This is a genomic window from Bradyrhizobium barranii subsp. barranii, assembly GCF_017565645.3.
Classification (GTDB): Bacteria; Pseudomonadota; Alphaproteobacteria; order Rhizobiales; family Xanthobacteraceae; genus Bradyrhizobium; species Bradyrhizobium barranii.
This window is the reverse complement of record NZ_CP086136.1, coordinates 10,022,562-10,045,103: the sequence shown is the minus strand read 5'-3', so window position 1 is coordinate 10,045,103 and position 22,542 is coordinate 10,022,562. Positions and strand designations below refer to the sequence as shown.

The 22,542-nt window shown below is 64.5% G+C and carries 16 protein-coding genes and 5 pseudogenes; 8 read left to right on the top strand and 13 right to left on the bottom strand.

Going from position 1 to position 22,542, the window contains the following annotated elements; all coding sequences use genetic code 11:
- Nucleotides 1-68 precede the first annotated feature (68 nt).
- On the bottom strand, nucleotides 69-1,385 hold the full coding sequence (locus J4G43_RS48805) for a mechanosensitive ion channel family protein (protein ID WP_208089130.1): 1,317 nt from the start codon (nucleotides 1,383-1,385) through the stop codon (nucleotides 69-71).
- A 210-nt stretch (nucleotides 1,386-1,595) separates the two neighbouring features.
- Here J4G43_RS48805 and J4G43_RS48800 point away from each other — a divergent pair, with 210 nt between their 5' ends.
- Nucleotides 1,596-3,389 (top strand): potassium/proton antiporter, encoded by a 1,794-nt coding sequence (locus tag J4G43_RS48800; RefSeq protein ID WP_208089129.1) that lies wholly within the window; start codon nucleotides 1,596-1,598, stop codon nucleotides 3,387-3,389.
- Nucleotides 3,390-3,535: 146 nt separating this feature from the next.
- Here J4G43_RS48800 and modC read toward each other — a convergent pair whose 3' ends face one another.
- The 5 genes and pseudogenes from modC to mepA all read right to left on the bottom strand — a co-directional run bounded on the left by modC (nucleotide 3,536) and on the right by mepA (nucleotide 7,670).
- Entirely contained in the window at nucleotides 3,536-4,198 is a 663-nt protein-coding gene (gene modC, locus J4G43_RS48795; protein WP_208089128.1) for a molybdenum ABC transporter ATP-binding protein, read from the bottom strand.
- Between the two features lie 2 nt (nucleotides 4,199-4,200).
- Nucleotides 4,201-4,896: a molybdate ABC transporter permease subunit gene (modB, locus tag J4G43_RS48790; RefSeq protein WP_028148288.1), complete on the bottom strand. Its 696-nt coding sequence runs from the start codon at nucleotides 4,894-4,896 to the stop codon at nucleotides 4,201-4,203.
- A 19-nt stretch (nucleotides 4,897-4,915) separates the two neighbouring features.
- On the bottom strand, nucleotides 4,916-5,701 hold the full coding sequence (gene modA, locus J4G43_RS48785; RefSeq protein WP_208089127.1) for a molybdate ABC transporter substrate-binding protein: 786 nt from the start codon (nucleotides 5,699-5,701) through the stop codon (nucleotides 4,916-4,918).
- Nucleotides 5,702-5,894: 193 nt separating this feature from the next.
- Nucleotides 5,895-6,397: pseudogene (locus J4G43_RS48780) on the bottom strand (hypothetical protein).
- A 328-nt stretch (nucleotides 6,398-6,725) separates the two neighbouring features.
- Nucleotides 6,726-7,670, bottom strand: a complete 945-nt coding sequence (mepA, locus tag J4G43_RS48775; RefSeq protein ID WP_208089126.1) for a penicillin-insensitive murein endopeptidase — start codon at nucleotides 7,668-7,670, stop codon at nucleotides 6,726-6,728.
- A gap of 174 nt (nucleotides 7,671-7,844) precedes the next feature.
- Between mepA and J4G43_RS55540 the strand changes: the two genes are divergently transcribed.
- Together J4G43_RS55540 and J4G43_RS48770 are read left to right on the top strand one after the other, a co-directional pair.
- Nucleotides 7,845-7,976, top strand: coding sequence for a hypothetical protein (locus tag J4G43_RS55540; RefSeq protein WP_256461398.1), 132 nt, complete (start codon nucleotides 7,845-7,847; stop codon nucleotides 7,974-7,976).
- Nucleotides 7,977-8,138: 162 nt separating this feature from the next.
- On the top strand, nucleotides 8,139-10,304 hold the full coding sequence (locus J4G43_RS48770) for a putative bifunctional diguanylate cyclase/phosphodiesterase (protein ID WP_208089125.1): 2,166 nt from the start codon (nucleotides 8,139-8,141) through the stop codon (nucleotides 10,302-10,304).
- A gap of 207 nt (nucleotides 10,305-10,511) precedes the next feature.
- Here the strand turns inward: J4G43_RS48770 and J4G43_RS48765 are convergent.
- From J4G43_RS48765 to J4G43_RS48745, 5 genes and pseudogenes are all read right to left on the bottom strand, one after another.
- A pseudogene (locus tag J4G43_RS48765) lies at nucleotides 10,512-11,661 on the bottom strand (acyl-CoA dehydrogenase family protein).
- An 11-nt stretch (nucleotides 11,662-11,672) separates the two neighbouring features.
- Nucleotides 11,673-12,893 (bottom strand): MFS transporter, encoded by a 1,221-nt coding sequence (locus J4G43_RS48760; protein ID WP_208089124.1) that lies wholly within the window; start codon nucleotides 12,891-12,893, stop codon nucleotides 11,673-11,675.
- A 160-nt stretch (nucleotides 12,894-13,053) separates the two neighbouring features.
- Complete coding sequence (locus J4G43_RS48755) at nucleotides 13,054-13,509, bottom strand: hypothetical protein (RefSeq protein WP_225005897.1); 456 nt, start codon at nucleotides 13,507-13,509, stop codon at nucleotides 13,054-13,056.
- Nucleotides 13,510-13,852: 343 nt separating this feature from the next.
- Nucleotides 13,853-14,167, bottom strand: a pseudogene (locus J4G43_RS48750) (winged helix-turn-helix domain-containing protein); the annotation flags it as partial.
- A 111-nt stretch (nucleotides 14,168-14,278) separates the two neighbouring features.
- Nucleotides 14,279-15,865 carry a winged helix-turn-helix domain-containing tetratricopeptide repeat protein gene (locus tag J4G43_RS48745; RefSeq protein WP_208089123.1) on the bottom strand — a complete coding sequence of 529 codons (1,587 nt, stop codon included), beginning with the start codon at nucleotides 15,863-15,865 and terminating at the stop codon, nucleotides 14,279-14,281.
- Nucleotides 15,866-16,018: 153 nt separating this feature from the next.
- Between J4G43_RS48745 and J4G43_RS48740 the strand changes: the two genes are divergently transcribed.
- The 4 genes and pseudogenes from J4G43_RS48740 to J4G43_RS48725 all read left to right on the top strand — a co-directional run.
- Nucleotides 16,019-16,936 carry a DUF1127 domain-containing protein gene (locus J4G43_RS48740; RefSeq protein WP_208089122.1) on the top strand — a complete coding sequence of 306 codons (918 nt, stop codon included), beginning with the start codon at nucleotides 16,019-16,021 and terminating at the stop codon, nucleotides 16,934-16,936.
- A gap of 46 nt (nucleotides 16,937-16,982) precedes the next feature.
- Nucleotides 16,983-17,957, top strand: coding sequence for a Bug family tripartite tricarboxylate transporter substrate binding protein (locus J4G43_RS48735; RefSeq protein ID WP_208089121.1), 975 nt, complete (start codon nucleotides 16,983-16,985; stop codon nucleotides 17,955-17,957).
- A 24-nt stretch (nucleotides 17,958-17,981) separates the two neighbouring features.
- Nucleotides 17,982-18,668 (top strand): annotated as a pseudogene (locus tag J4G43_RS55800) (methyltransferase); the annotation flags it as partial.
- 59 nt (nucleotides 18,669-18,727) lie between these two features.
- Nucleotides 18,728-18,856, top strand: a pseudogene (locus J4G43_RS48725) (polyketide cyclase); the annotation flags it as partial.
- 192 nt (nucleotides 18,857-19,048) lie between these two features.
- Here the strand turns inward: J4G43_RS48725 and J4G43_RS48720 are convergent.
- On the bottom strand, nucleotides 19,049-20,134 hold the full coding sequence (locus J4G43_RS48720) for a heterodisulfide reductase-related iron-sulfur binding cluster (RefSeq protein ID WP_225005578.1): 1,086 nt from the start codon (nucleotides 20,132-20,134) through the stop codon (nucleotides 19,049-19,051).
- Entirely contained in the window at nucleotides 20,100-20,420 is a 321-nt protein-coding gene (locus J4G43_RS48715; protein ID WP_225005577.1) for a 4Fe-4S dicluster domain-containing protein, read from the bottom strand. Before J4G43_RS48715 ends, J4G43_RS48720 begins: the two co-directional genes overlap by 35 nt.
- 458 nt (nucleotides 20,421-20,878) lie before the next feature.
- Here J4G43_RS48715 and J4G43_RS48710 point away from each other — a divergent pair, with 458 nt between their 5' ends.
- Nucleotides 20,879-22,510, top strand: coding sequence for a glycoside hydrolase family 17 protein (locus J4G43_RS48710; protein WP_408581398.1), 1,632 nt, complete (start codon nucleotides 20,879-20,881; stop codon nucleotides 22,508-22,510).
- Nucleotides 22,511-22,542 lie beyond the last annotated feature (32 nt).

Here is a 22,542-nt window from a genome sequence, read left to right as displayed (position 1 = left end):
AGGGCCATAATCTAATGATCACGGGCCCTCATGCAAGTCACGCGTGGCTCTTGCGCCCGAAACAGGGCCTAATTCGGGACTTCTACGGTGGTTTCCACCGGCAGGGCGCCGCCCCGGACGCGAATCTCGCGGACGGGATAGGGAACCCGGATGCCCTCGCGCTTGAAGGCCTCCCACAGCGCCAGCATCACGTCGCTCTTGACGCCATCCATGCCGTCGGGGTCCGCGATCCAGAAGGTCAGCGAGAACTTCATCCCGGCTTCCGCGAACTCGGTCAGGATGCTGTTCGGCGGCTTGCCCTTCTGCGCGCGGGGATGGGCGGCCGCGGTCTCCGCGGCGAGCTTGCAAACCAGCCGCGGGTCGGCGTCGTAATTGGTGCCGAAGGCGATCTTCACCAGCGTGTTCTTGTCGGTATAGGTCCAGTTGACGACCTTCTGCGTCACCAGGTCCTCGTTCGGCACCAGGAATTCGCGGCCATCGCCGGCGGCGACGGAAATATAGCGCGTCTTCATCGCGCTGATGCGCCCGGTATTGTCGCCGATGGTGACGAGGTCGCCCGGCTTCACCGACTTGTCCGCAAGCAGGATGATGCCCGAGATGAAGTTGGCGACGATCTTCTGTAGGCCGATACCGATGCCGACGCCGACCGCGCCGGAGAACACCGCGAGCGCCGAGAGATCGATACCGACCGCGCCAAGCGCGATGACGATTGCGATGGCCAGCAGCCCGATCCGGATGATCTTGACCAGCAGCACCTGCACCGACGGGGTCAGATCGGTGGTCGAGTTGATCCGGCTCTCGGCGAAATTGCTGGCGATCTTGGTGGCCCAGAGCGCGATAAGCAGGAGCGCGCCGGCCTTGATCACCAGCAGCGGCGTCAGCCGCAGGCCGCCGAGCACGATCGCAAAGGAATCGAGCAGGTCGACCGTCGTGTCGAGCTGTCCGATGATGGACAGCGCCGCGACGAACCACGCCGAGATCGACACCAGCTTGACGATGAAGGCGTTGCGCAGCACCGAGGTCACGAGCCGGATCGCAAGCCAGGCCAGTCCCAGCTTGGCGGCGACCATCAGGAGATAGCTGCGGCTCGGCCAGGTCGCGTGATACATCACTACGCGGGAGAGGATCACCATCAGGGTGAACACCGCCGTCGAGGCGCTCGAGACCATCACCCGGGCGAAGTGCCGGAGCGGCAGCGGCCAGTGTATCGCCAGCGATGTCATGTCGATGCGGTTGCGAACCCCGGCTTCCGCGGCATAGGCGATGCCGGCCGCGGCCAGGATCAGGCCGAATTGCAGGTAGAACCAGGGCGAGGAGATTTCCGCCCCGACGCTGCGCGCGGTGGTCTGCACGAACTCCATGAAGTCTTTGAGGTCCATGTCCATCAGTCTCGTCGGGAAGCGGGCGGCAGGGATTGATTCGAGGGCGCCGCAGATTCCCACAAAGGGAGCGGCCCGGCCATCGATACACCGCTAAGTGAAGTGCGTTAAGGCCGCAAAATACGGGCAGATTGCCGCGAGCGGGAGAAAATGGGTTGGCGCGGGAGTCTGCCGACGATAAGGATGCAATTCCAGTGATTTGTACCCGGAAGGTGGATGGCTTCCCTCGACTCTGTCAGCCTCGCCATATTGCTCGGCGCCGTCCTCGTCATGGCCGGTATCCTGTCGAGCCTGCTTGCTCTGCGCTTCGGCGCGCCCTTGCTGCTCGTCTTCCTTGCCATCGGCATGCTCGCGGGCGATTCTGGCCCCGGGCAGCTTCAGTTCGACGACGTCCGCACCACCTATCTGGTCGGCTCGGTGGCGCTGGCCCTGATCCTGTTCGACGGCGGCCTGAAGACGCGCTTTGCCAGCATCCGCACCGTGCTCGCGCCGTCCGTTGTGCTCGCGACCGTCGGGGTGCTTCTGACCGCGCTGATCACGGCGCCGTTCGCCAAATACGCGCTCGACCTCAACTGGACGGAATCGCTGCTGGTCGGTGCCGTCGTGGCCTCGACCGACGCGGCCGCGGTGTTCCTGCTGGTGCACACCCAGGGCCTGCGCCTGCGCCCGCGCGTCGGTGCGACGCTGGAGGCCGAATCCGGCACCAACGATCCCTTCGCGATCTTCCTCACCCTGATGCTGGTCGAATACATCTCGCTGGGATCGAGCTCGGCGGGCCATGTGGCGATGGAGTTCATCCAGGAGGCGGTGCTGGGCGCCGTCGTCGGCTTCCTCGGGGGTCGTCTCGTCGTCGTCGCGCTCAACCGGGTTGCGCTGCCGCAGGGCCTGCATGCGCCGTTTGTCACGACCGCGGCGCTCGTGATCTTCGGCGGCTCGCAGATCATGCACGCCTCCGGATTCCTCGCGGTCTATCTCGCCGGCATCATCATCGGCAACCGCCCGACCCGCGCGCATAATTCCGTGGTGGCATTCCTGGATGCCGCGACGTGGCTGGCGCAGATCGTGATGTTCGTGCTGCTCGGCCTGCTGGTTTCGCCGAGCCGGCTCGGCACGAGCGTGCTGCCGGCGGTCGGGGTTGCGTTCGTCCTGATGCTGGTCGCGCGGCCGATCGCGGTGTTCGTGTGCCTGGCGCCGTTCCGCTTCAACTGGCGCGAAAAGATCTTCATCGCCTGGACCGGCCTGCGCGGTGCCGTCGCGATCTTCCTGGCGTCGATCCCGATGCTGGTCGGCCTGTCGAAGGCCTATCTCTATTTCGACGTCGCCTTCGTCGTCGTCATCATCTCGCTCCTGCTGCAAGGCTGGACGCTCGCGCCCGCCGCGCGCAAGCTGCACGTTGCGCTGCCGCGCGCCGAGCGTGGTCCGCGCCGTGTCGAGCTGGATCTGCCTGGCCAGCTCGAACAGCAGCTCGTCGGCTATCCGGTGCGGCCCAAGAGCCTGTACTTCCGCCGCGGTCTGATCCCGTCCTGGTCCAAGCCGACGCTGGTCATCCGCAACGAGAACATCTTGACCCCGACGGAAGCCGATCCGATCGCGCCCGGCGACTACATCTATCTGCTGGCCCCGCCGGAAAAGGCCGAGTCGCTCGACCGCTTCTTCGTCGACATGCAGCCCAGCTCGGCGCCGGATCCGCATTTGCTCGGCGACTTCATGGTCTCCGGCGAGCACACGCTGGCCGAGCTTGCCGAGATCTACGGCGTCAAGGTCGGCGAGGATGACGGTAAGCTGACCCTCGCCGACTATTTCGACGTCCATCTCGACCGGGCGCCGAAGGAGGGCGCCGAGCTGCCGCTGGACGAGATCGTGCTGGTCGCGCGCTCGATCTCCGGCGGCCGCGTCAACGTCGTCGGCCTGCGTTTGCCGGAGGACGAGGAAACGCCCGCGCCGCTGACGCGCCGGCAAGCGCTGCGGCGCAAGCTCGCGGATTTGTGGACGTCGGTGGCGGGGGGTTAGCACCGCGCTCTCCGTTTTCAGTTTGGCGGGACGGAGCGGCCGCAAGCTCGTCATTGCGAGCGCAGCGAAGCAATCCAGTCTGCCTCCGCGAAAAGACTCTGGATTGCTTCGCTACGCTCGCAATGACGGGGAGGGGCCTCAACCCCTCACGTCAACACCTTCACCCCGCCGAACGACGTCACGCGGCCCTGCTTCAGCATCACGATCTGCGTCGCGAGCTGGCGCAGCTCGGCGACGTCGTGGCTGACATAGACCATGGGGACATTGGCCTCGTCGCGCAGCCGCACCAGATAGGGCAAGATCTCCAGCTTGCGGCCCTCGTCGAGCGCGCCGAGCGGTTCGTCGAGCAGCAGCAGGCGCGGCCTCGACAGCAGCGCGCGCCCGAGCGCGACGCGCTGGCGTTCGCCGCCGGAGAGCTTTCCTGGACGGCGATCAAGGAGCGCGCCGATGTCGAGCAGCTCGATGATGCGCCTGTGCTGGGCAGGATCGGGCGCGAGGCTGTTCATCCGCCGGCCGTAGTCGAGATTTTGCGCGACGTTGAGATGCGGAAACAGCCGCGCGTCCTGGAATACGTAGCCGATGCGGCGGCGCCAGGTCGGGACATGGATGCCGGCGGCAGTGTCGTCGACGGTCTCGCCGTCGATCACGATGGTGCCGCGGTCGGGCCGCAGCAGGCCCGCGATCATGTTGACCAGCGAGCTCTTGCCGGCACCGTTCGCGCCGAACAGGCCGATGACGCGGCCTTCGCTGGTGAAGGTTGCGGAGAGCGAGAATTCGCCGAGCTGTTTTTCGATGTCGACGCGCAGCATGGTCAGTTCCCGTGCAGGCGTTGCGTGGCGCGGCGGGCGAACCATTCGGCGGCGATCAGCGCGCCGAGCGCGAGCACGATCGAGATGATCACGAGTCGTCCCGCGGCCGCGTCGCCATCGGGCGTCTGGATCAGCGAGTAGATCGCCGACGAAATCGTCTGGGTTTCGCCGGGAATGTTGGAGACGAAGGTGATGGTCGCGCCGAACTCGCCGATCGCCTTGGCAAAGCCCAGCACCATGCCGGCGAGCACGCCGGGCAGCGCCAGGGGTAGCGTCACCGTGAAGAACACTTTCCAGGGCGCCGCTCCCAGCGTCTCAGCCGCCTGCTCGAGCCGGCGATCGATCGCCTCGATCGACAGCCGCATCGGGCGCACCAGCAGCGGAAACGACATCAGGCCGCAGGCGAGCGCCGCCCCGGTCCAGCGAAACGCGAAGACGATACCGAGATAGTCGGCCAGAAATCCGCCGACGAGTCCCTTGCGACCAAAGGTGAGGAGCAGGAGATAGCCCGTAACGACAGGCGGCAGCACCAGCGGCAGATGGACGAGCGCATCGAGCACCGATTTGCCCCAGAAATCATGGCGGGCAAGCAGCCATGCCAGCGCAATGCCGAACGGCGTTGCGACCAGCGTGGCGATGACGGCGACCCTGAGCGAGAGCAGGATCGCCGTCCATTCGGCGGGAGAGATCTCGAGCACGAAAAATCAGGTTGCAAAATTAAGTCGTGGGACTGACCAGGAACTTGAAGCCGTATTTTTCCAAGATGGTCTTGGCAGCGGTCGAGCGCAGGAAGGCGAGATAGTCGTTGGTCTTGGCCTTCGCGGTGGTGGTCGCGGCGACGGGATAGATGATCGCCGGATGCGAGTCCGCCGGGAAGGTGCCGACGACCTTCACGCCGGGCTCGACCTTGGCGTCGGTCGAATAGACGATGCCGAGATTGGCCTCGCCGCGGGCGACCAGCGTCAGCGCGGCGCGCACGCTCTCGGCCATGGCGAATTTCGGCTCGGCGGCCTGCCAGGCGCCCAGCTTCTCCAGCGCCGCCTTGGCATATTTGCCGACCGGCACGGACTTGACGTCGCCGGTCGCGATCTTGCCGTCGCCCGCGAGCTTGGCGAGGTCAAAGCCTTGCGCGATCGTGACGTTGTCGATCTTGGAGTCCTTCGGCGCGATCAGCACGATGCTGTTGCCGAGCAGGTTGACGCGGGTCGGCTCGTTGATGGTCTTCTTCGAGATGGCGTAGTCCATCCAGTCGGTGTCGGCGGAGACGAACACGTCGGCCGGTGCGCCCTGCTCGATCTGCTTGGCGAGCACCGAGCTTGCGGCATAGCTGACGCTGAACTTGACGCCGCTCTTGGCGGTGTAGGCGGCGTCGATCTCGTCGAGCGCGTTCTTCATCGAGGCGGCGGCGAACACGGTGATGGTCTTGTCCTCGGCGGCGGCAGGCGAAAGGCTCGCGCTCGCGAGGAGGACGAAAGCGGTGAAAAGTCCGGCAATACGAATCATGGAGTGCGCTCCGTGCGAGTTCGCGCGCGCGAATGCACGCGCAAATCTGGCGTTGGGTGGGTTGGCGTGCGACGGGCGGAAGCGCTGTTCCACGTGTCCCCGCAACGGCTTACGGCCGGCGGGGATATCGCAGGTGCGAAGATAGCAGGCTAAGCCTTCAGGTCAAAGGCGGCCGTTTGTCCAACAAAGCGGCTTATTGTGCCGCCAGGATCGCGATCGACAGCGAATTGTCCTTGGCGCCGCTGACCTGAAGCACGAAAGGCTGCGCCGACAGCTCGTATTTCATGGTCTTGCGGATGCCGTCGCAATCGGTCGCGCCGCTGAAGGCCACGGGCTTGAGGAAGTGCCCGTCCTGGACCACGTCCACCCAGGCCCCGCTGGACAGGCTGACGGTGTAGAGCCGGCCTTCGGCGCCTTGATGCTGGTGAAGCCCGCGAAGGTGCCGTCCTTCGGCGCCCTTTCCGGCGGCGTCGGCAGCTTCGCGTCCGCGGGGGCCACCAGCCCCAGCGTGATGGCCGACGACGGCAACGCCGCCTGCTCGCTCCCCGAGACGAGCTTGGCGCGGTCCGGCGCGGTGAGCGCGGCGCGCTCACGCTCGATCGGCCATTTGAACTTGTCGCATCCGCTGGGCTCTTCGGCAGCCAGAGCGGTGGTCGCACCGAGCGAAAGCGCAGCGAGGAAGGTGAGGACGCGCATGTCAAATCTCATCGTTGGCCACGCGGAATATGCGGGGCTTGCGGTCATTGCTGAAAGGCGGGATGCGCGTCCCGACAGGGCCGCTCGGCTTACGGCAGAGCGGCAAGGCGATCCTAGCGCATTTCAGAGGATGGGAGCCAGTAATGACTCTGTCATCCCGGACAAGCGCAGCGAAGGGGATCCATAGCCCCAGGGAGGAATTTGACGAAGACTCGGAGTTACCGCTTCGCTCAATCACCGCTCCCTGTGGTTATGGATCCCGGGCTCGCGCTTCGCGCGCCCCGGGACGACAGCGGTGGGTGAGGCGGCAGCTTGCCCAGCCAGCCGCCTATTGCTTCGCATCCACCGCGTGCAGCACCGCTTTGCAGGCCGCCGGCATCTGCGCCAGCGTCATCGGCGGCTTTGGCTTCGGCGGCTCCGGCGGAGGCTTCGGATGCAGCACGGCGTCGCTGAACCAGTAGGCGAGGTCGGACGGCTTGCAGCCTTCGTCCTCGGATTGCGACGACTGGCCTTCGCATTCGCTCGAGCCCGCTGGGCAGCGCATGCGGATGTGGAAGTGATAGTCGTGGCCCCACCACGGCCGGATTTTCGACAGCCATGAGCGGTCGCCCTTGGCCTCGCGGCACAGCGCCTTCTTGATCGCGGGATTGACGAAGATGCGCTGCACCGCCGGCTCCTGCGCCGCGTCGCGCAGCACCAGCACGTGGGCAGGCGTGAACACCTTGGGGTCGATGTCGAGCCGGTCCTGGCGCACCATCATGACCGCCGACATGTCCTCGCGCTCCTCGCGTGACAAACGACGGTCCGGCATCGGTGTCAGCCAGATGTCGGCATCCAGGCCAATTTGATGGCTGGCATGGCCCGACAGTGCCGGCCCGCCGCGCGGCTGGGCGATGTCGCCGACCAGAATGCCCGGCCATCCCGCGTCCTTGTGCGCTCTGGCCGCGAGCCGTTTGATCAGCGCGATCATGTCGGGATGACCGTAATTGCGGTTACGCGACAGCCGCATCACCTGCCAATTGTCGCCGTTGAGCGGCATCTGCATGGCGCCGCCGATACAGCCCTTGGTGTAGGAGCCGATGACATGAGCCGTTCCCTTCGACGGCAGCAGCTTTCGCGCGAACAGCTCCTTGGCGCCGATGCTGGGATCGTTTGGGTTGGCGAGCGGCGGTAGCGGTTTTGAGTTGACGCTGCCCTTGTCCTGGGCCAGCGCGGCGCCGGCGGTCAGGAACGTCATGACAAGGAGGAGAGGGGCGAGGCGGCGGGGACTCATGCTGTCATCCTTATAACGCAACGCGGCGTCAGGGTTAAGAAACAGTCCTTCGGCCGAAATATTGTCCGAAAGTCGCAGTTCCCTACGCGCGGCCGGCCGATTCTTAACGACGCGATAACCCTCTCGTGCATTGACCAAAATTCGTGCGTGGGAGGCGTGCTCCCAGCCCTCTGTATGCATTCGCGCGCGATCTCGGAAATGATTCAAGGCAGCGCGCAATTTTGCGCCATCGCGTTCTCCGATGACGACGATGTGATGGGCTTGGCGCGCCCGGCGGCGCTGCCGCGCCGCGCAAAGCAGCAATAAGGGCTGCTTTCCTGCGGCCACCAGACTGTGCGACCGACCGACAAGCCACCCAAGATTACTTTTTTTTCAGACACTTGCCCCAAAACTTGCGGCCACTGGGCGCGACTGGGACGTATCAAGTTGAGTTTGGGGTTTCGAAAAACAACAAAGCGAAAGGGAGGCGTGCTCGCCCGGGCTCGCCGACAGCCGCGCAAGCCGCGCTTCGCGCGCGCGCCTCAATCCGTTTCCGAACGCGACGAACTCCTGCGCCGCCGCGCCGAGGCGGAGGCGGCGATTGCCGAGGCCCGCAAATCCCATGAGCGCCTGCGCCAGGCCATCGACATCCTGCCGCAAGGCATCGTGTTTCTCGATGCCGAAGGCCGTTACGTGCTCTGGAACAGGAAATACGCCGAGATCTACAGCAAGACCGCCGATCTGTTCGAGGAAGGCGCGCGCCTCGAGGACACGCTGCGCATCGGCGTCGCGCGTGGCGACTATCCCGAGGCTGCCGGCCACGAGGACGAGTGGATCGCCGAGCGGCTGCAAAAGCTTTATCAACCCGGCGCGCGCCACGAGCAGATGCTCGCGGACGGCCGCGTCATCCTGATCGACGAGCGGCTGACCGACGACGGCGGCGTGGTCGGCCTGCGCGTCGACATCACCGAGCTGAAGCAGCGCGAGGCCTCGTTCCGCCTGCTGTTCGACGGCAATCCTGTCCCCATGATCGTCTGTGCGCTCGACGACGAGCGCATCCTCGGCGTCAACGATGCGGCGATTTCCCATTACGGCTATAGCCGTGCCGAGTTCGAGAAGCTGAAGATCCGCTCGTTGCAAGCTTTCGACAGCGAGCCGCCCTGGACCACCGATCGCTCCAGCGAGGAGCAGGCCGCACGCACCTGGAAGCACGTCAAGGCCAACGGCGCGCTGATCGACCTTGCGATCTATTCCCGCGAATTGACCTATGCCGATCGGCCCGCGGTGCTGCTGGCGCTGATGGACATCACCGAGCGCAAGCGCGCCGAGGCGCGGCTCGCCTTCATGGCCCAGCATGACGGGCTGACCGGCTTGCCGAACCGCAACCTGCTGCGCCAGCAGGTGGACGAGATGCTGCTGCATATGCGGCGCAGCTCCGACAAGGTCGCGCTGCTGATGCTGGGGCTGGACAATTTCAAGGCGGTCAACGACACGCTGGGACACGCGGTCGGTGACAAGCTGCTGCGCGGCGTCGCCAAGCGGCTGCGCTCGACCTTGCGCGAGGAGGACGCGCTGGCGCGGCTGAACTCCGACGAGTTCGCGATCGTGCAGAGCGGGCTGACGCGTCCCGAGGATGCGGTGATGCTGGCCAAGCGCTTACTGGAAGCCATCGCCGATCCCTATCTGCTCGATGGCCATTCCGTGGTGATCGGCGCCTCCATCGGCATCGCGATGGCGCCCGGCGACGGCGATGATTCCGAAAAACTGCTCAAGAGCGCCGACATGGCACTGTCGCGCGCCAAAGCCGATGCCCGCGGCACCTTTGCGTTCTTCGAGGCCGCGCTCGACGCCAAGGCGAAGAGCCGCCGCAAGATCGAGGTTGAGCTGCGCGACGCGATCCAGAACGACGTGCTGCGCCCTTATTACCAGCCGCTGATCGACCTCTCGAGCGGCCGCATCACCGGCTTCGAGGCGCTGGTGCGCTGGCCGCATGCCGAGCGCGGCATGGTCTCGCCGGCCGAGTTCATTCCGGTCGCCGAGGAAACCGGGCTGATCAATCCGCTCGGCGGCCTGATGCTGCGCCGGGCGTGCCTGGATGCCGCGACCTGGCCGGACGATGTCCGCGTCGCCGTCAACCTGTCGCCGCTCCAGTTTCGCAGCGGCAATCTGCTCTCGGTGGTGACGGACGCGCTGAAACATTCCGGCCTGCCGGCGCGGCGGCTGGAGCTCGAGATTACCGAGACGCTGCTGCTCGAAAAGAGCGCGCAGGTGCTGGCGACGCTGCATGCGCTGCGCGCGCTCGGCGTCCGCATCTCGATGGACGATTTTGGCACCGGCTATTCCAGCCTCAGCTATCTGCGCAGCTTCCCCTTCGACAAGATCAAGATCGACCAGTCCTTCGTGCGCGATCTCGGCGCCAACCGCGAGGCCCAGGCGATCATCCGCTCCATCGTCAGCCTCGGCAAAGGCCTTGGCGTCACCATCACCGCCGAGGGCGTCGAGACCGAAGCCGAGCTGAGCTGCCTGCGGGCCGAGGGCTGCGACGAGGGCCAGGGCTTTCTGTTCAGCAAGGCCCGGCCCAACGCCGAGATCATCAGCCTGCTCGCCGCCCAGCGCGGCATCGATGGTGGCGAGAAGGCTGCGATGGTGGCGTAAGGCGCGCTGCCCCTTACCTCGCCCCGTTTGCGGGGAGAGGTCGGAATGCGCGCGTAGCGCGGATTCCGGGTGAGGGGGGACAGGTCCTTCAACGACCGCCCGTGTGGAGAGATGCCCCTCATCCCAACCCTCTCAGCGCGAGCGAAGCTCGTCGCGGCCCCGTAAGAACGGGGCGAGGGAGTGCAGCCTCATCGCGGCTGCTGCCCATCACCCCTCCGCCAAAATCGCCTTCCCCACATCCTCATAATGCGTATCCCGCGCCTGGATCTGCTGCGCGATCGCGTGCATGTCGCGAAAGCGCCGTTCGAACGGATTGCTGCGGAACACCGCAGTCGCGCCGGCCATGTGATAGGCGGCGTCGACCACCTTGGCCGATTGATGGATGGTCCAGGTCGCGGCGAGGCGAACGGCGCTGCGATGCGCCGGGCTGAATTGGCCGGTCGCGCAGAGGTCGCGCCACATCGCATTCGCCGTCGCATAGAGATAGGCGCGCGCAGCGCGTAAGTCGCCCTCGGTGCGGCCGATCAGGCCCTGGACCGCCTGGTTGTCGCGCATGGCGCTCGCTGCCAGCGAGGTGCTTTGCCCGCGACAAAGCGATGGCGGCATCCAGCGTCGCGCGCGCGACGCCCAGCGAGACCGCGGCAAACCCGAGGCTGAAGGTCGATCCGGTGCCGATCCTGTAGAGCGGACCCGTCTCGCGCAGCGCGGACGGCACGTCGCGGAACGCGGTGAAGCGCTCGGGGATGAAGAGGTCGCTCACCTCATAGGAATCCGTGCCCGTGCCGGCGAGCCCGATCGCCTGCCAGACGTCATGCAGCACCGCGCTCGAAACCGGAAACAGGATGGTGCGAACCTCCGGCGAGCCGTCGGAATTTTTGCGCGGCGTCCCGTCGGCTCCGACGATGCGGACATGCGCCCCCAGCCAGCTCGCCTGCCGCGAGCCCGAGGCAAAATCCCAGCGCGCCGTGACGCGATAGCCACCCTCGACCGCACGCGCCTCATGCGCGATCGCGCCCCAGGCAAGGATGCCGGGCGGTGTGTCGAAGATCTCGTGCGCGGTGCCGGGATCGAGCGAAGCTGCGATCATCGCGCAGACGCTGCATTGGCCGAGGCACCAGGCCGTCGAGGCATCAGCCTTCGCGATCTCCTCCTGCATCTGCATGAAGGTTTCGATGGGGGCTTCCGCACCGCCGAGACTTTGTGGTAGCAGCGCGCGATAGAACCCGTTCTCGATCAGCGCGGAGACGACCGTGGGCGTCAGCCGCCGCGTCCGTTCGATCTCGTCCGCTTCGTGCGCAATCAGCGGTGCGATGGCGCGGGCACGTTCAACGAGATCGAAGCCTTGCGGCCTGTTCATGCGCCACCTCGTCAGGCCGCAGCGCGGCCAAGGTCGAGCGATTGCTTGCGTCTTGTCGGAAAACTCAGCGCCACCGCGACGGCGGCAAGCCCGATCGCGAAGGAGCCGGCGTGCAGCCATGTGTAGCGCTGGAAATTGTCGAACACGAGTCCGCCAGCCCAGGGCCCGAGCGCCATGCCGAGGCTTGCAAAGGCCGATACCGCGCCGAACACGGTGCCCATGATGCGCGCGCCGAAGTACTCGCGGACCAGCACCGCATAGAGCGGCATCACGCCGCCATAGGCGAGGCCGAACACGACTGAGAGCGCGTAGAATTCGCCGAGCTGCGCCACCGCGAGATAGGTCGCGATGCACATCGCCTGCACGAACAGGCCGCCGACCAGCACTGGCTTTGCGCCGATGCGATCGGCAGCCGCACCCAGCAGCAGGCGCCCGCCGAGCCCGGAGACGCCGGCGACGCCGTAGACCGTCACCGCGGTGAGCGGGGCGATGCCGCACACCATCGCATAGGACACCATGTGAAAGATCGGACCGGAATGCGCCGCGCAGCAGGCGAAATGCGCCGCCGCGAGTGCGATGAATTGCGGCGTGCGCAGCGCCTGCGCCGCGGTCAGCTCGATCTCCGGTGCAGCGTCGGTGCTTGCCGGGCCAGTCGCTTGCGGCGCCGGCCGCACCAGGAAGCAGGCCGGGATCAGCAGCACCCACGCGGCGATGCCAATCACCAGCATCGCGGTGCGCCAGTCATAGGCCGAGATCAGCCAGCTTGCGGTCGGCGCAATCGTCACCGGCGACACGCCCATGCCGGCGGAGACCAGCGCCACCGCGAGGCTGCGGTTCTTCTCGATCCAGGCGCTCGCGAGCGCCATCATCGGCGCGTAGAAGCTGCCGGCAGCGACGCCGATCAGCACGCCGAAGAACAGCTGGAATTGCCACAGGCTGGTTGCCTGGCTCGCAGTCACGAGACCGAGGCCCAGCAGCAGGCTTCCGGCGAGCACCACGATGCGCGTGCCAAACCGGTCCGACAGCGTGCCCCAGAAGAACGCGGCAACGCCCATGCAGAGGAAATCCAGCGTCGCCGCCGCCGACACGCCCGCGCGTGACCAGCCCATCGCTTCGGAGATCGGCTGCAGGAAGACCGCAAGCGACAGCATCGTGCCGAAGCCGACACAGGTCATCAGCGCTCCCGCGGCGACAACGACCCAGCCATAGTCGAACCCTGACGGCTTGCTCATGCGTTTCCTCGGCGCTTTTGCTCTTGTTGATGGTGCGCGCGGGGATGGTGGCCCATCTGTCGGCGGAGGGCAAGGTTACGCGCAATGCGCGGGTACAGAGCTCGTTACCTTGCAGCTGCCTTGAGCATCGGCACGCGCCATGGGCCGCCGCAACGTCGATTTAGGAGGTGTTTTGTGCAGCAGTTTCGCTGCCCCCGCGTGCCTGTTGCATTTGCCCCGGCCACCCGTACGCCGAGATCAGGCTCATATAGGCCTCAAATTCCGTGCCGGTCATATTGAGGGAGCGGCTGCACTGTTGGAGGGCTTCTTCATATTGACGGAGGTGCAAGTGTGCGACGCAGAGAAGCCGCGCTGCGATGGTATCCTGCAAGACGGCCAGGTTTGCGAGGTCGCCGTCGAACCGATCCGACCAGATGTCACGGGCGGTCTGAAGGTCGGTCAGAGATACGTTGACCCGCACCTGGTCTCCGTTGCGTCTCACCGCGCCCCGCACGGCCCAGCGGACGCGGAGATCCGTCCCGAGCTGCTGCAAATTGATCACCTTCTTCTTGTAGGTCAAGGCGGTGTCGCGTCCAACAACGAGAGTGGCGGGCGTTCGCGCGAGATCGGTGGTCAAGCCTGTCGAGATCAAGTCGGCAAAGGAGTCTTGCGCCGGACCGTCGTTGAGGCTGGCGAAGGGCAACACGACGAGAGAGGCGAGGCGCGATCTCGGGCCTGACTGTCGGCTGTGCTGGGATGTTTTGAGCTTCCCGTTGTGCGTCGGTACGGACCGTCTTCCAGGCATTCCAGTATCCGGCAACGCCACCGGCAATTGCGCCGATGGCGGCGACCGACGCCAGCACGCTGCTGACGAGCTTCAGACGGCCTCTGAGGTCCTCCAGCCAGCCTGCGGATCGCCGTTCGCCAATAGCGTTTGCAGAGGTAACCGGGACCGTAACTGCCGCCGTGGTTCCTGGTTGCCGATCCTCATCGTGCACGGCGCCCACGAAACGAAAGCCCTTGCGTGGAAATGTCTTTATAAGACGTTGTTGCTGACCGGAGTCACCGATCGCGCGCCGGACGGCGTTCAGCCGGGTTGTGAGCGCCGCATCGGATACGATCCGGCCATTCCAAATCGCGTTGACGAGATCGTCCTTGCTGACGACGCGATCCCTGCTGCGGATCAGATGTTCGAGCAGATCGAGAACCTGGGGTGTCGTGGGCACCACATCGAGCCCGCGCCGCAATTCGCGCCGCTCGGTGTCCAACGCACAGTCCTCGAAGAAATAGCGCATGGCACCATTCTCCAAGCCTGCCCTCTATTCTCCGAGGGCGCGGGAGCAATAATCCGTGGAGAATAGGCCTTCGCTCCCGAAAATGTAAGCCGCGAACATTGGTCCACCCCGTCAGGGGGGGCCAACGTCGTGCTTTTCCGGAAGGCCCGCTTCGCAGAGACCCTTCTCGAAGATCGCGAAGTCAGCTGCCCGGCGAAACGGTGCCAGATTCTCGAGATTGGCACGAAGATCTGGATTGCATTCAAGGGCTTGCAGGAGGGATCGTTGCGCTCGTTCATGCCGCCCGGCGAACGCGTTGCTGGCTGCGGCAATGCAGGTCACGAGCAGGAAACTCGTCTGACCACGCAATGCGGTCTCGGCGCATGATACTGCCGCGTCATAGCGGCCCGCCAGAAAATGCGCATACGCCATGGCTCCCTGCGCGTCGTAGTACATGGGCGGATCGAGCGGGCTCAATCTCACGGCATGTGCGGAGTGCTCGAGGGCGAGATCCGGCTCTCCCCTCCAAACTCTCAACCAGGCACTGGTGGCCCAGGCTTGCGCGAAGTTCGGGTTGTCAGCCAAAGCTCGATCCACGAAAGCAGCCGCGTCGTCGAACTCATGGGCTATGAAGGCGAGTGCATATCCACCCACGGACAGTGCAACCGGATCATTTGCCCCCAGTTCTACCGCCTTCCGGGCCAGCCGGGTGGCTTCCGCAATTTCCTTCGCGGGATCGCTGATCCAGCCGTTCGCCTTGCGCCGGGTATAGCACCAGGCGGCCATCGCATAGCCACAAGCCAGTCGAGGGTCGAGTTCGGTCGCCTTGCAAAAGAGCTGCAGCGCCTCGGTGTTTGCGTTGTTGGACCAACGGGATTTCGCCAGCCCGCGCAGATAATGATCATACGCATCCAGATTTTCGGGCGGCTTCCGCCTTGCCCGCTTGATCTCCTCGCGCTGCAGCCTCGGGGCGATTGCGCCTATGACACTGGACGTCAGATTGTCCTGCAGATCGAACATGTCCTCGATCGGGCCCTCAAAGCGGTCTGCCCAGAGATGCGTTCCAGTTTCGGCATCGATCAGCTGTCCCGCGATTCGAATGCGATTTCCGGCTTTGCGCACGCTGCCTTCGAGGACATAGCGGACACCAAGCTCGCGGCCGACCTGCTTTACGTCGACGACCCGGCCCTTATACGCAAAGCTCGAATTGCGTGCGATCACGAACAGCCAGCGAAAATGAGCGAGGGCCATCGTGATTTCCTCCACGATGCCGTCTGCGAAATACTCCTGTTCGGGATCGGAGCTGAGGCTGACGAAAGGGAGTACGGCAATCGAGGGCTTATCCGGTAGCGGGAGGGCCGCTGTTCTCGCTTCTGACCGGTGAGGGACGGCTGAAGGGTCCGGCTCCCGTACTTCCCGAACGGCTCCGACGAAACGGAAGCCCTTGCGCGGGATCGTCTTGATCAGGCGCTGCGCTTCCCCGCAATCGCCGACTGCCGTGCGGACGCCATTGATGCGGGTCGCAAGCGCGGCCTCCGATACGATGCGCCCCTTCCAGATGGCGTTCATGAGGTCGTCTTTGCTGACGACACGCTCCCTGTTGCCGATCAAGTAGTCGAGAATGTCGAAGACCTGTGGCGCAACGGAAACAGCATCGGCCCCGCGATGCAGCTCGCGCCGATCCGTGTCGAGCACGTATTCATCGAAGAGATAGCGCAAGTTGCCACTCCCGTCGTTGGATGAAGCCGCCTCTGCACCTGCTGGGGCGTAAAGTAAGGCGCCGGTCAGGAAAATGTAAGCTGCACGTCAAGCGTGCCCGGCGGAGTCCTGACATCCTGCCCTCGGTAAAGGTATCGCCAAGGGATATCGCCGATGAGTACCATCAACGGCGTTGCGCAGGTGCGACGGACTGCCACACCCGTGCAGCAAGTGACCAGCCTTTTCTTGCGGGTCTGGAGCGCTTGGCAGAAGCGCCGAAGACGACTGAAGGTACAAACCGCTCTCTGTGCCCTCAGCGATCGGGAGCTGATTGATCTCGGCGCGACGCGCGCCGAGATTGACTACATTGCCTTGCAGCAAGGCCGCGCAAGGCCCGATCGTCCGGCACCCTGGCGCATTGGCAGTGCGCTTGCGATCCTATTGGTCGTCAACCTGTTCAGCTTGATTTCCGTAGATCGCGCCGAGGCTCAATGCACTGCGCAGGATGGTTTGCGGAGGCAGCTGGCGGTCAAGGTCGACCCGCCGGCTCCCAGATCGGAGATTCCGATCAGCTCGGCTGCAGATGTCCTGGCGTGGAAGACGATCCGGATAGGAACATTCACGGACACGTTCGCTCTTCGCAGCGCGATGAGCGCAATGGGCTGCGGCGTCGGCAACTCGGCTGATGAGATACTCGCTCGACCGGCCTTTACCCTAAGTCGCAAGAAGGCGGAGGTTGAGCTTGTTGCCGTGTCGGTTGCCGAGCTCGGCTTTCAAGGCGAGGCTTCGCTGCGGGAAATCTATGCGCGTGCACAACAGCTCGGTCTTGCTCTGGCGCCCGCCGAAATCGCGCCCCAGCTGAGACTCCAGTATTTGGACCAGCCGATCGGTGAGTTTCTCACCATCGGGATGGAGCCTATCGGGACGTGGGCGGGTGAAGCGGTCGTCCTGACGGTGGCGAATGGCGGAGCAGGCCTCATCCTGATCGGCCAGGATGGCCGTGAGGACGCGCAGATATCTGCGATATCCCGTTTTGTGTTCGTGCGACCCGGCTCATCCATGGCTCCAGAGACCGCAGCGATGGCCAGGTAGCATGCTGCGATCTCATTTGGTCTGGGCTCGATCAGGGAAACGGGTGATGATCACGCGTCGTGATGTGTTGTCGGCGGCCGCTGCCGCGTTCGCCGCTGCGCATATTTCGCCGCGGGCGCTCGCACAGCCGATCGCGAGAACCGCGCATATCCTGACGGGCTTCACGCCCGGACTGCAGGATGGGTTGGCGCGGCTCGTGGCCGGCCAGATGAGCGGCTATGCGGAAACCATTGTGGTCGAGACCCGTCCGGGCGCGGCCGGTCGCATCGCGGTGGAGGCGGTGAAGAACGCCGACGCCGACGGATCGGTCATGCTGTTCGCGCCGCTCGGCTTCATGATGTTCTTTCCGCACGTCTACAAGACACTGAGATACTATCCGCGGGATTTCACACCTGTGTCGACTGTCGCCTCGACCCCGACATTGCTGACGGTCGGTCCCAGCGTGCCGGCCGACGTCAAGACGCTGGCGGACTTCGTGGCCTGGTGCCGCGCCAATCCGAAGCACGCCACCTTTGGTTCGCCGGGCGCCGGAACCTCGCTCCATTTTCTTGGTACGACGCTGGGCCGCACCGCCGGCTTCGATTTTCTTCACGTGCCCTATCAGGGCGGTGGCGCGATTCAGGATCTGGTCAAGGGTGTGATTGCCGCGACCGTCATGCCGATCGGCAGCTCGCTCGGGCTCGTCCAATCCGGCGATCTTCGCGCGCTGGCGACCACCGGACCGCGCCGCAGCCTGTTTGTTCCGGCGGTGCCGACAATGCGGGAGGCCGGATATCCGTCGCTCGAGGACCTCACATGGTTTGCGTTCTTCGTTCCGGCCAAGACGCCGGCGCCGATCGTCGATAAGCTCAACACCGCGATCCAGGCGGCCTTGCGCACCGACGAGGTCAAGGCCGGTATGGCAAAGCTGGCCGTCGAGCCCGACGCGATCGCCATGGAAGACTTCGGCCGGCTGATCGCATCCGAATCCGACCGGTGGAAGGCGATCGTGCAGGCAACGGGGTTCGTCCCGACCGATTGAACCGGCATTGACAGGAGGCAACACATGAGCGGGCCGGCATCCGTGCATGATCTCGTGCAGTCGCATCGCATCACCGCGGTGATCTATGCGGCGGCGAAGCTGAATCTCGCCGAGGCCATCGGCGATGAGGCGAAATCGGTGGCCGAGCTCGCCCGGCTGGTGTCTGCCGATGAAAGTGCGCTGCGCAGATTGCTCGTTGGCCTGACGACACTTGGCCTATGCAGGCAGGCCGACCGCGACCGGTTTGCCATGACCGAGCTCGGCCGGCAGCTCGACGAGACCGCCGACCCCTCCTTCAAGGATTGGGTTCTCTTCGAGGGCGAGATGCTCGCGCAATCCTGGCTCGGACTGGTCGAATCGGTTCGCTCCGGCAAGAGCGCGGGCGAGCTGCGCGGCGATGGCGACGATCGCTATGCGGCGACGAGCAATGCGCCGGAATTCACCCGCCGCTTCAATGCCGCGATGGTCAGCCTGACGCGGAGCATCGTTCCAAGGATCGTTTCGGCGCACGACTTCGCGACCGCGCGCATTGTCATGGACCTCGGTGGCGGCACCGGTGAATTGATCGGCGGCGTGATCCAGCACAACCCGCATCTTGAGGGCATCGCCTTCGATCTCGCGCGCTGCGAGCCGGGAGCGCGGGCGCATTTTGAGCGGCTTGGCATCGCCAATCGCTGCCGGTTCGTCGCCGGCAGTTTCTTCGAGCAGGTCCCGGGCGGTGCCGACACGATCCTGATGAAGAGCATCCTGCACAATTGGAGAGACGATCGAAGGGCGTCGTCGTCCGCGTTGTCTTCGATAGCGAACCGACACACTCGGTTGAGCAGCAGCAGGGCGGCTGGCAGGCCATCCTCGACAACTTCGCGCGACACGTGCAGGCGAAGCAGAAGACGTCGTGAAGCCGTGCGGGGGCAGGAGAACGACGTCCTTGACGGGCGTCGTCGGCTTTCCGCGCAGAGCACCTGACGGAAATTGATCAGTCGAGGAATAGCCGGCTTCGGGGTCAGTCGCGTCGGTTGACCCCTCAGCCGGCGACCTCCGGTTTGCGCCGGGCTCACCGGCGCGGTGGGCCAACAGGTGACGTCAAGCTGCTACGACGGCTCCACGCCCCCGGCGCGCGTCTCCGGGGGCGCGCCACGCCTCAGGGGAAGCGGCTGGTCGCCAAGCAACACCTTCACCACCACGTCACGCGCACTGCCGGGATCAAGCGAGTGCTTTGCGATCAGGTCGCTACAGTCGGCGACGATCTGGTCGGCGTCCTGCATGATCTTGAGCTCTTTGTAGCGATCGTGCCGATGCAGGCCCATGCTTTCGCCAACCACTTCAAGGATATTTACGATACGGAATGGCCAGTCGCGCTCGTGCGCGCACAGTTCGCGATGATCGGAATGATAGACCGCGACCAGTGCATCGACACCTGCATCGCGCGCCGCCTCAAGCTCCATAAGTTGCAATTCGCGCTTGTACTTTGGAAGCGCGCCGACATCCACGCTCTGCAAACCCACCGCCGGCTGGTTCAGATCGACGAGTTCGATACCGGGTACCGCCGTCAAGATCTCAGCTGCGGATTCCACGACGCCGGCCACGCCGGGATGCCTGTGCAGCGCGACCCGCATTTCGACCCTGCGCTGAAGGTGCGGCTTGAGCTGCCCCAGCCGGTCGCCGAGAAAGCGCATGAATGGGCTCATCTCGAACGGGCGCGACCCGTGCTGTCGCTCCACCGTTGGCAGGATGGTCTCCGTGTACTGGACGTAGCACGACGGGCACCAGGAGATCACCTGCCCCGAGTTCGAGTGCGACAGCTTTTCCATCGTACTCGATCCCATACGACCGGCCATCTCTGCGTCGCCAGACTTGAGTTGGAGAATGCCGCAGCAATGGCTCGGCCCGCCCATCACCTGGTAACTGACGCCGAGCGCGTCCATGATATCGAGGGCAAGCAAGGCGATGTGCGGCGTCTTGAGCACATTGCAGCCGGTGTAAAACACGAAATCCGGCGCTTCAACGGGCGTGGCGACCGACGCCGATCTCTGACCCAGTCGTTCGAGCACGTCCGTATCGAGTTGCAGGCGCGAAAGCGCGTTCACGCCACGACTGCCGTCGCGATACCTCTCGACACCCCGCCGGCGCCGTTCGGCAAGCTCATTGTCCGACTTCGCGATGCCAAGCCGCGCCATGCTCAGCAGGAAACGCGGATTGACGCCATATGCACGCCTTGATGCATGCCCCGCTCCGCATGCAGGACTGCGCCCATTTGCGCGACGCTTCCGGGCCGTTGCCGGTACGGACCAGCTCGCGAATGCCGCCGATGATGTCTTCGGACTTTGTCGTCCGCGAGATGCCGGCCGGCTCGACACTCGGACAGGCCTCGACGCATTTCCCGCATCGTGTACAGGCGTCGAGCATGTCTTCGGCATATTCAGCCAGGGACGTCTCGAAGGGGACCTCGTTCATCGGCTGCATGACCAACTCCCAGGCCTGCTGGAGGATCAGCTACGCGCGGCACACGACAACGCCGGAACCTAACCGACAATTGGCGAGCTGTACACGAGCAGGCCGCAATGGGGATCTGTCGCCTTCGGGTCAATCGCGTCTGCTACGCGCTGGGTGAGCCCGCTGCCGGCGTGCCCTTACTACCGGACCAACCGTGACCGATCTGGACTTCGCATTCGGGCCAACAGGGGACGTTCGTTGGCCGGCACGGCGACGGTCAGAGCAAGGCCGCTCTGCTGCCGGTCCCCGAAGGCCATCTCGGGAGATGGGGAAGATTATTTCTACCCGCCCTGCGGTAGCCCTTGAGGCCTTCGTTGGATGTTGACCCGCCTCTTGCGGCACGGACGATCTGGCACCAGCTTTCACAGGTCAAGTAGGGACCGGCGGACGATGATCTCTGTTGTTGTCGGGTCACGACAACATGCCGGTTGACCGACGATCTCTACGTTGGAGGGTCAACTATTTCGCCCCGCACGCCTCTGGCGCTTCTCATCATATCCCTGGGGGCGATCGCCGCGGTGTGGTGGTGGCTGGCCACACCGATCAACCTGGCGCGCGCGCCGATCGATTCGAATGCCAAGCTGCAATGCATATCCTACGCGCCCTTCCGCAACAACCAAACGTCGGAGTCGCCGACACCAGTGCCGCGGGACCAGATCGCGGAAGATCTCGCCCAGCTTGCCAAAATAACCGACTGTATTCGTACCTATGCGACTGATCTTGGTCTCGATCAGATCCCCGAACTTGCGTCCAAGGTGGGGCTGAAAGTCATTCAGGGAATTTGGCTCGATAGGGACCGACGGAAGAGCGCGACGCAGATATCCACGGGCATACGCCTCGCCCGGCAATATCCGGAAACCATCACCGCACTCGTGGTCGGCAATGAGGTTCTGTTGCATCGGAAGATGACACCTTCCGATCTTGCTGCCTTGATCCGCTCGGTCAAGGCACAGGTGCCGGTCCCCGTCACCTATTCCGACGTCTGGGAGTACTGGCTGCGCTATCGGGAACTCGGTGACGCCGTCGATTTCGTCACCCTTCATATCCTGCCATATTGGGAAAATGTCCCGGTCGCGGCGAAATCTGCCGCTGCTCACGTCGACGCCGTCCGAAAGCAGGTGGCGTCGGCGTTTCCGGGCAAGGAAATCCTGATTGGAGAAACAGGTTGGCCGAGCGAAGGGCGGATGCGCGAGTCGGCGCTACCATCGCGCACCAATCAGGCGCGGGTGATCTCGGAGGTCCTCGATCTTGCCCGGCGCGAGAATTTCCGCGTCAACCTGTTCGAGGCGTATGATGAATTGTGGAAGCATGAGTTCGAGGGCACCGTCGGCGGATCGTGGGGCTTATTCGATTCCGCGCAGCGCTCGCTGAAATATCCGCCCGGCATCCCCGTCAGCAATTATCCGCTCTGGAAACTGCAAATGAGCAGCGGGATGGCGCTGGCGATCCTGGTGTTTGGCGCTGCATGGCTGACCTCGCGCCGGAAGCCCTCGCAGCCCCGGCTCATCTCATGGTTTGCGGTCGGAATATCGGCAACCACCGCCGGAGTCTTGTTTGGGGTGGCCGCTCAAAAGATGTTCTATGAAAGCTACGGCGCGGGCAGCTGGCTTCTGTGGGGCGCACTTCTGGTGGCGGCAACTGCCTCGCCGCTGTTCGGCGCCAACGCCCTGATGTCCGGGCGCGCACCGCCCACATTTTTGGAATTGCTGGGTCCGGTGGACTACCGGATCCCATCGGGACTGGCGATCATGCACGGATTGATCTTGATCGTAACCATCGTGATCGGCACGGAGACGGCGCTGGGCCTGGTGTTTGACCCGCGCGAAAAGGATTTTCCCTTTGCGGCCCTCACTATGGCGGCGGTCCCTTTTGCGGCGATGACGCTGCTCAATCGCCCGAAGAAGGGAATCCGCCCCATGGCGGAAGCGATGTTTGCCGTTGTATTCCTGGTGGCAGCCATCTATGCGGCGCTTAGCGAAGGACCGGACAATTGGCAGTCGCTGTGGACTTGTGCGGCCTATATCCTGCTTGCGGTTACGTTGTGGCGGGCGCGCGCTTGAGAAAACCTGGCCAGCCGACTTCCGTTGTGGGT